Source organism: Coleofasciculus sp., from assembly GCF_046565525.1.
Classification (GTDB): domain Bacteria; phylum Cyanobacteriota; class Cyanobacteriia; order Cyanobacteriales; family Coleofasciculaceae; genus Coleofasciculus.
In genome coordinates this window covers 1-7901 of sequence record NZ_JBKHUP010000190.1, presented here as the reverse complement: position 1 = coordinate 7901, position 7901 = coordinate 1, and the positions used below count along the sequence as shown (strand labels likewise).

Here is a 7901-nt window from a genome sequence, read left to right as displayed (position 1 = left end):
TCAGATGTTTAAAAGAGAAAAATATACGGGAAGGGAGGGAGGCGGAAAACTTAAAAAAACTTAAAATAAAAAACTCGGTGGGGGGGGGTTTAGTCCTATCGGGGTGAGGTAAAAAACGATAATACGATAATAGTTAAACCCGCCCCTACACACGCGCCATGCCTTTGAGGGAAGTGAAGGATCAAAACTCTGATTCCCTCTCTCCAGAAATTTGCACAAATAGCGTCCGTTTTCGCGGACCATCTAAATCAAAAAATAAGACGGATTGCCAGGTTCCCAGTGCCAACTTGCCATCAACAACGGGAATTACCTCACTGGTACTAAGCGTCATTGCCATGAGGTGCGAATGAGCATTCATCGGCTCATCGTCTGGCACATCTCTCAGATGCAAATCATTATGTAAATAGCGATCGGATTCCGGTACTAATTTTCTTAGATAAACCTTAATATCCTCTAACAATCGTTCTTCATTTTCATTAATCGCTAAAGCTGTGGTTGTGTGGCGAGAAAAGATAAGGACTTGCCCATTGTGAATAGAGGTTGTTGCCAAAAGTTGCTCAATATGAGGCGTCACATTACAGATGGTAATTCCTGGCTCTGTTTCGATTTCGAGGAATTTATTCAAAATGGGCATGGGTTTCCAGTGACTAATGTCTTCCTTAGCTTATGACTCGCCAAAAGTTTCCTGATAAAAAACCTGATCAAGATCAAAGCGTCCCCCGTATTCTTTAAACGGTTCAGCCGCATATCCCATCGCCAATAAACAGCAAACATCCACATCCGCCGGAATATTAAACGCTTCCTTCACTTGCGCGGTGGCAAATCCTTCCATGGGACAAGTATCGACGCCAAAACTTTTTGCCACAATCATTAAATGCGCCACAGCTAACATAGTATGGCGATTTGTCCAGGCTTCTAGGGAGTCAAACGAAGGTTTATTTTCAAATAACTGAGGAATCGCCGATCGCATCATATCAGCATAGGCGTCATTGGCTGCACCTGTGGCTTGTCCCAGTTGAATCACGGACTCAATATACTCCTTTTGGTTGATGCGGCGATCGCCGCAACAAATTAGCACCACGGGAGCTTCTCCCACCTGACGCTGATTGAAGGCGCAAGCTTTTAGTTTTTCCCGATTAGCCGATTCCCGCACTACCACAAACCGCCAAGGTTGCAGATTGTAACCCGAGGGCGATCGCACGCCTAAACGAAAGATTTCTGTTAGAATAGCCTCTGGAATCGCATCTGGACGAAAAGAACGCGCCGCACGACGCTGTTCAATGGCAGCTTGTACATTCAGGGTGGGTTGCAAATCGTTGGTCATTCGGTTTTTCGGATAACGACAAATTAAAATAAGGTGGCTATTTAAACCACCTTATCCTACCACAAAGGGTAATGCTAAACCTAATTCAATTCAGCTTAGGCTAAAACAAAGTCCACTTCTTCAGCGCCAGAGGTTTCACCTTGTCCTGATGTAATTTGTTCTCCATTTACATCAACACAAAAGGGGCTATTTCCCAGGTTAACATTATAATCCGTATTGTTTGCCGTATACCCTACACTAGCAATCATTTTTCGCCCTTCATCGGTATAAGCAAATGCCAACATTTGGTTTTTATTTTTCTGATTGTCGTAAGCCCAAATCACCATATATTGTTGTCCCTGATACTCGAAAACTTTAGGTGGACGAGTGGGGGTATAACGACCTGCATCACCAAAGCTAGCATCAAGGAAACTTTGTACCGAATCCGTGGCGACTGTCGCATAAGCTACCTCTTGTGCAGAAGTGGGTTGGGCTTCTTCTTGACTTTCATCAACCACTTCTTCTTGGTCTCGGTTGCGTAAATAATCAACCGCGAGTTTCGTGCCAATACCACCAACCGCAGCCACACCCGTACCGATGAGAATATTGCGAAGCAGATTATTCTTATTCATGATTTCTCCTCAACCTTTGACTTAATTTACGTCACATCAATACTATCATTAACATTACACAGTGATAATGTCAGGAAAATTTAGAATTTTTGGCTCTCCCCCTGCTCCCCCAGCTTCCCCTGCTCCCCCAGCTTCCCCGCCCCTATTTCCCGAATCCCCGCTAAACTTTATCCTGATAGAGATAAACATCGAATAACAGGAGACAGTTTTGGTTACTACCTCGTCCTGGAAAACCACGAAATCAGAAGAAATTTTCCAAGCTGCCCAGAACATGATGCCGGGGGGTGTCAGTTCACCCGTTCGGGCATTTAAGTCTGTCGGCGGACAACCTATTGTATTTGACCGCGTTAAGGGCGCCTACATTTGGGATGTCGATGGCAATCAGTACATTGACTATGTTGGCACTTGGGGACCTGCAATTTGCGGTCATGCCCACCCAGAGGTCATTGGTGCCCTGCACGACGCCCTGGAAAAAGGCACAAGCTTCGGTGCCCCTTCCGTGCTAGAGAACGTCCTAGCTTCCATGGTAATTGAAGCCGTTCCCAGTATCGAAATGGTGCGGTTTGTCAATTCCGGTACAGAAGCCTGTATGGCAGTCATTCGTCTGATGCGTGCCTTTACTGGTAGAGATAAAATCATCAAATTCTCTGGCTGTTACCATGGTCACGCTGACATGCTCCTCGTGCAAGCGGGTTCTGGGGTTGCTACTCTGGGCTTACCCGATTCTCCCGGTGTCCCTAAATCAGCGACAGCCAATACCCTGACTGCCATTTATAACGATTTGGAATCGGTCAAATCTCTCTTTGAAGCCAATCCTGATAGTATTGCCGGAGTCATTCTCGAACCTGTGGTTGGTAACTCTGGCTTCGTTCCCCCGGATGCCGGATTCCTGGAAGGCTTACGCCTGCTCACTCACGAACACGGTGCGCTTTTGGTGTTTGATGAAGTGATGACGGGTTTCCGTATTGCCTACGGCGGCGCTCAAGAAAAATTTGGCGTCACTCCTGATTTAACTACATTAGGTAAAGTGATTGGTGGGGGTTTACCCGTGGGTGCTTATGGTGGACGTCAAGATATCATGTCCATGGTTGCACCCGCAGGTCCAATGTACCAAGCCGGCACCCTTTCTGGTAATCCCCTGGCGATGACGGCTGGCATTAAAACCCTGGAGTTACTACAAAAGCCCGGAACTTACGAACAGCTTGACAAAATCACCAAAAAACTGTCCAACGGGTTATTAGAAATCGCCAAAGAAACGGGTCATCCTGCTTGTGGTGGACAAATTAGTGCCATGTTTGGCATGTTCTTCACCGTGGGTTCTGTGCATAACTACGAGGATGCCAAAAAATCGGATTTAGCCAAGTTCAGTCGCTTCCATCGGGGCATGTTAGAACGGGGAATTTATCTAGCACCGTCCCAGTTTGAGGCAGGATTTACCTCATTAGCGCATACGGATGAGGATATTGACCGCACTCTAGAAGCCGCGCGGGAGGTCATGTCGAGTATGTAGGGATGAGGACAGATACTGTTTCGCTTTCAGTTTGCCACAAATAATTGAATCAACAGAAAGTTGATAACGTTCTAGCGATAGGGCAGACATTTAGCGAATTGGTATTCTACCTGTAGGGGCAATTCATAAATTGCCCCTACTTAAAAAGAATTACCTTGGCTATTTGGCAGTTTTCCGGCTTCCCCTGGAAAGTAAAGTCAGTGGTTAACTTTTTTTATCCTTTCGAGAATGTTCTTGCTTGAGCAATACTCCAAATCCTAATGCTGCTACTGAACCTAAGAGGGTTAGGGGTTCAGGAACGGGTGTAGTCGCCTCCTGACGCAAGGTGTAGGATACCTGACCAACACCAGGTCCGCGAGCAACATTGGTGTTATGGTTACCACCTAGTAAAAACCAGGTGTTTTCCTGATTGTCAAAGAAAAAATATTTGAAAGAGTCTACCTTACCATCAACGAATCTTACATCTACCACTGGGTAATCTCCCTTCTGCAAGGCTTCTGTATAGGTGACACCTAAAAAATTCAAACTAACCTTGACTCCCTTAACGTCTCCAGCAGCTCCACCCAACCTTTCTTGCCCTATTCCTGTTAGCGTCGAGTCATCGTAGCTGAAAAAACCTTTAAACTTTTGACCCACGAGAGAACCCCCCGTGACATCACGAGTAATCACTGCTGTAAAATCATAGGTGACAGTAGCCGCTACTACTGCCTTAGTTTCAATGGCAACTAGGCTCAAAGCAGAAACAGTAGCAACGGCAATGTTTTGGTAAATGCTATCCATACAAGCCAACTCCAGCTAGCTAAAAATATTCTCATACCCCTTTCTTTTGAAAATGCCATACATCCTTTACTTTTGGGCAGACCTTTTAACCTCGTATCTGTAGCACGTTCAGCGGAATAGGGTATTACATTTTCAAAGGATAAACATCGCGATTCTGCCTAATGTGTGATTGACATCACTTTTATTCTGTGCTTTAAGTAACAGCAGGAGTGAAACTCTCGGAGCAAGAATTATCAAGCAAGAGTGTGATTTATATTGGTGTACTTTTCTGCAAAAGTACGTCGCCAAAAGCTAGAGTAAAATGTCCTATATAGTAGCCGTAAAGGATAACGACTAAGACCCCGTTTTGGCGCAACTGAGTCTGGGTAAAAAAGTAGAAGCATAAATAGGAGCAGGTGAATGAATCGCCAGATGGTAAAAGCGGCACAAGAACGACTGAAACTCTCCATCATGAGTTATCAGCAAAAGCCTGTTGGCACCGTAGCCTCCAAGGAACCTGCTCCTAAAGAAGAACAACTCAATTATGGTCACTGCTTTGTCCGCGATTTTTTCCCATCGGGACTGGCGTTCCTCATGCAAGGGGAACGGGAGATTGTCCGCAACTTCTTGGAATTCACCCTAGGCTTGCAGTCGGATAAACTAAGGACAAAAGAGGGTGAAGGATTATTTGCCAAAGTGAGGCAAACCTGGCAAGGGAAAGAACTTCTCATTGATGGGATTCGCTTGGGAGAAGGCTTGATGCCTGCTAGTTTTGAAGTCACATCAACTCAAAATATTGAGCCAGATTTTGGTCAACGGGCAATCGGTAGAGTCACGCCTGTTGATTCGGGGTTGTGGTGGATTATTCTCTTACGGGCGTATGAAAAGGCGTGTCAGATAGCCAATCGACCTGATGAAAGTATTGTCCATCGCCTGGAATTCCAACGCGGTATCCAGTTAATTTTGGATATTTGCTTAAGCCAGCGCTTCGATATGACGCCTACCTTATTAGTCCCCGAAGCGGCATTTATGATTGACCGTCGTATGGCTGTTTATGGACATCCATTAGAAATTCAGGCTTTATTTCATCAGGCTTTACATGCTGCACGTTATGAACTCCTGCAAAACGAAAGCTATATTCAAAAGCGGGAAATTGATCACCGTTTAGAGTTGCTCACCCATTATATTCGAGAACGGTATTGGTTAGACCCCAAACGCTTGAGGGCAATCTATCGCTACCAAACCGAAGAGTTTGGAGAAACGGCGTTAAATAAATTTAATATCTACGAATCGTCTGTACCTGATTGGGTTTTACCTTGGCTCAACCGCAAAGGCGGATATTTAGCGGGGAATTTAGGCGTCGGTTGGATTGATTTTCGCTTTTTTGGTCAGGGGAATTTATTGGCTATTATTTCCGGTTTGGCGACTCCTGAGCAATCGCAAAGCATTATGAATTTAATTGAAATACAATGGTCAAAGTTGATTGGCAATATGCCAATGAAACTCTGTTATCCAGCGGTTGTGGGTCGGGATTGGGAAACGGTGACTGGATGTGACCCAAAAAATATTCCCTGGTCGTATCATAATGGAGGAAGTTGGCCCGTTTTACTTTGGTCGTTGACAGCGGCGGCGATAAAAACGCAGAGAGTGGAGTTAGCTGAAAAAGCTATTGAAACGGCGGAGGCATACTTACTCGATGATGAGTGGCCCGAATATTATGATGGGGAAATGGGTGAAACCATTGGTAGAGAGGCGCGGCTCTATCAAACTTGGACAATTGCGGGGTATTTAGTCGCTAACTATTTGATTCAAAATCCGCAGCATTTGAATTTAATTAGTTTTAATGATAATCCAGACGCAATGATAGATTAGATGGGGTTCGTAGTAATGGATGCGAGTTGGGATTAGGGCGGGTTTCGTTGTTTGGTTTGAGGTGAGTTTCCTGGTTTAATTCCTAAACCCGCCCCTACATCTTTACGCTAGCTTGTGGATTCTATCGATAATTCGTAAATTGCAGCGCTACGGGTAAATCTTCTTGTTTCAATCGCTCGATAATCTGCTGTAAATCATCTTTAGATTTACTCGATACTCTAACCACATCGCCTTGAATCGAGGCTTGTACTTTTTTGAATTCATCCCGAATCAATTTGGCGATTTTTTTACCCAGATCTTGGCTAATTCCTTTTTGCAGTTTAATTTCTTGGCGTACTCGATTACCACTAGCCGATTCCACTTTACCGTAGTCAAAAATTTTCGGGGAGAGGTTGCGCTTGGTGGCTTTGGTGAGCAGGATGTTATGCAAGGTATCTAGGGTGAATTCGCTATCGGTATTGACGGTAATTGCCTCATCACTCAAGTCAAGGGTTGTCTTCGTGTCTTTCAAGTCATAACGGTTGCTAATTTCGCGATTGGTTTGGTCTAAGGCATTCACTAACTCTTGTCGGTCAAAATCACTGACAATATCAAATGAATAGGTTGAAGCCATAATCTAAAGATGTGAGCGCATTCAGAAGGTACAGTTATTTCCTTATACCGCTAAACCTAGCAGCTTTCAACATCTAATGTGATTCATCATCGTCCTATCTTCCGCCAAAAGCTTGGGAGTGGGTGAGCAGGACACGACAGTGTCGTGTCCCGACGGCGCAACAGGCGGGAGAGGAGAAAACAGGGGTTAAATATCAATGAAAGTCAACAGGCTTTTAGCGGCGGACTTTACCCGTAAAACCGGAGGCTTTGAATTGTTCAAGCTGCAACGGGGTTGGCTGATTAGCCGAAACCGTAATTCGCACTTCAAAATCACTAACGCCCGGTGGGACTTCATCAATGGCACCGAGCCGGGTACGATTTTGAAAGACGGGATTATGATTGGCATCGTAGATTCGACCAAAAATGTCAGCGTTGATCACGGGTTTACCTGACTTGTTGATGGCTTTGCCTGTAATGATGTAGCAATTGGCAGCTTGGAGGGAACCGGGCGTGACCAACCCTTCTGAAAACTTGGAGGGACATTCTTGGTAAGACAGATCAGACAGTTCAACCTGAACGAAGGCAAACGCGGCAGGGGCAATGACCCCACTGATTAGCCAAAAAAGACAAGCAACTGTAACGGTAGTAAACCAACTTTGAACTCGCATAACCGATAGTAATAATTATCTTAACTCAGTGATTCCATACCTCAGCATAGCGCGAATCCAGCCGCCAACCGTCCGTATTGTGCGCTTTGATCATGGCATGGAGTATGAGATTCAGGGGATTTATGAATGGAATCGGTATAACTGGCGTTGGATTAAGTAACATACCCAGCGCCGCCTGAAGAGACGGCGCAAGGTGGCAAGGGCAAGGTAGAAGGACATGATAACTGTTTAGACGGACATAATAAGATTCAGCTATTTGTCCAAAATAGAACAATGATGATAGCAAAACACGCCGCTAGCAAAAAGAAGAAGACGGTTGGGTTAAATGGGTGATTTGGATCAACTGAAGTTACAGTTCTTTTGCCACGGTAAGACGGCTGTAGAGACCCTTGGACTCTAATCTCATAAATACTGAACTGAATGCTGGAATCATTCATTAACTGGCAGATTCTATCGGCTTCTGGAATATCATCAAATGCTGCTGGGTTGACACTCCCCCGGTTGAAAACACGGGGGATTCTTCATTCATCCAGAAGCCTTAAAGTATTGACTCTCATCAATAC

The 7901-nt window shown here is 45.0% G+C and carries 9 protein-coding genes; 3 read left to right on the top strand and 6 right to left on the bottom strand.

Annotation, left to right across the window (positions count from 1 at the left end):
* Positions 1–181 precede the first annotated feature (181 nt).
* From ACLGGO_RS34480 to ACLGGO_RS34470, 3 genes are all read right to left on the bottom strand, one after another.
* Positions 182–634 (bottom strand): secondary thiamine-phosphate synthase enzyme YjbQ, encoded by a 453-nt coding sequence (locus ACLGGO_RS34480; protein ID WP_446422692.1) that lies wholly within the window; start codon positions 632–634, stop codon positions 182–184.
* A 30-nt stretch (positions 635–664) separates the two neighbouring features.
* Positions 665–1324 (bottom strand): nitroreductase family protein, encoded by a 660-nt coding sequence (locus ACLGGO_RS34475; protein ID WP_446422691.1) that lies wholly within the window; start codon positions 1322–1324, stop codon positions 665–667.
* A gap of 95 nt (positions 1325–1419) precedes the next feature.
* A complete protein-coding gene (locus tag ACLGGO_RS34470) occupies positions 1420–1935 on the bottom strand; it encodes a hypothetical protein (protein ID WP_446422690.1) in 516 nt (171 codons plus the stop codon).
* 208 nt (positions 1936–2143) lie between these two features.
* Between ACLGGO_RS34470 and hemL the strand changes: the two genes are divergently transcribed.
* Entirely contained in the window at positions 2144–3445 is a 1302-nt protein-coding gene (hemL, locus tag ACLGGO_RS34465) for a glutamate-1-semialdehyde 2,1-aminomutase (RefSeq protein WP_446335029.1), read from the top strand.
* A gap of 204 nt (positions 3446–3649) precedes the next feature.
* On the opposite strand, the gene ACLGGO_RS34460 is transcribed toward hemL, so the two are convergent.
* Positions 3650–4225, bottom strand: coding sequence for a PEP-CTERM sorting domain-containing protein (locus ACLGGO_RS34460; protein WP_446422689.1), 576 nt, complete (start codon positions 4223–4225; stop codon positions 3650–3652).
* A gap of 399 nt (positions 4226–4624) precedes the next feature.
* Here ACLGGO_RS34460 and ACLGGO_RS34455 point away from each other — a divergent pair, with 399 nt between their 5' ends.
* Positions 4625–6076: a glycoside hydrolase 100 family protein gene (locus ACLGGO_RS34455; protein WP_446422688.1), complete on the top strand. Its 1452-nt coding sequence runs from the start codon at positions 4625–4627 to the stop codon at positions 6074–6076.
* Between the two features lie 121 nt (positions 6077–6197).
* Here ACLGGO_RS34455 and ACLGGO_RS34450 read toward each other — a convergent pair whose 3' ends face one another.
* Positions 6198–6689, bottom strand: coding sequence for a YajQ family cyclic di-GMP-binding protein (locus ACLGGO_RS34450; protein ID WP_446355475.1), 492 nt, complete (start codon positions 6687–6689; stop codon positions 6198–6200).
* Between the two features lie 214 nt (positions 6690–6903).
* Positions 6904–7338: a hypothetical protein gene (locus ACLGGO_RS34445; protein WP_446339466.1), complete on the bottom strand. Its 435-nt coding sequence runs from the start codon at positions 7336–7338 to the stop codon at positions 6904–6906.
* Positions 7339–7366: 28 nt separating this feature from the next.
* Between ACLGGO_RS34445 and ACLGGO_RS34440 the strand changes: the two genes are divergently transcribed.
* Positions 7367–7498, top strand: a complete 132-nt coding sequence (locus ACLGGO_RS34440) for a hypothetical protein (RefSeq protein ID WP_446422693.1) — start codon at positions 7367–7369, stop codon at positions 7496–7498.
* Positions 7499–7901: the final 403 nt, after the last annotated feature.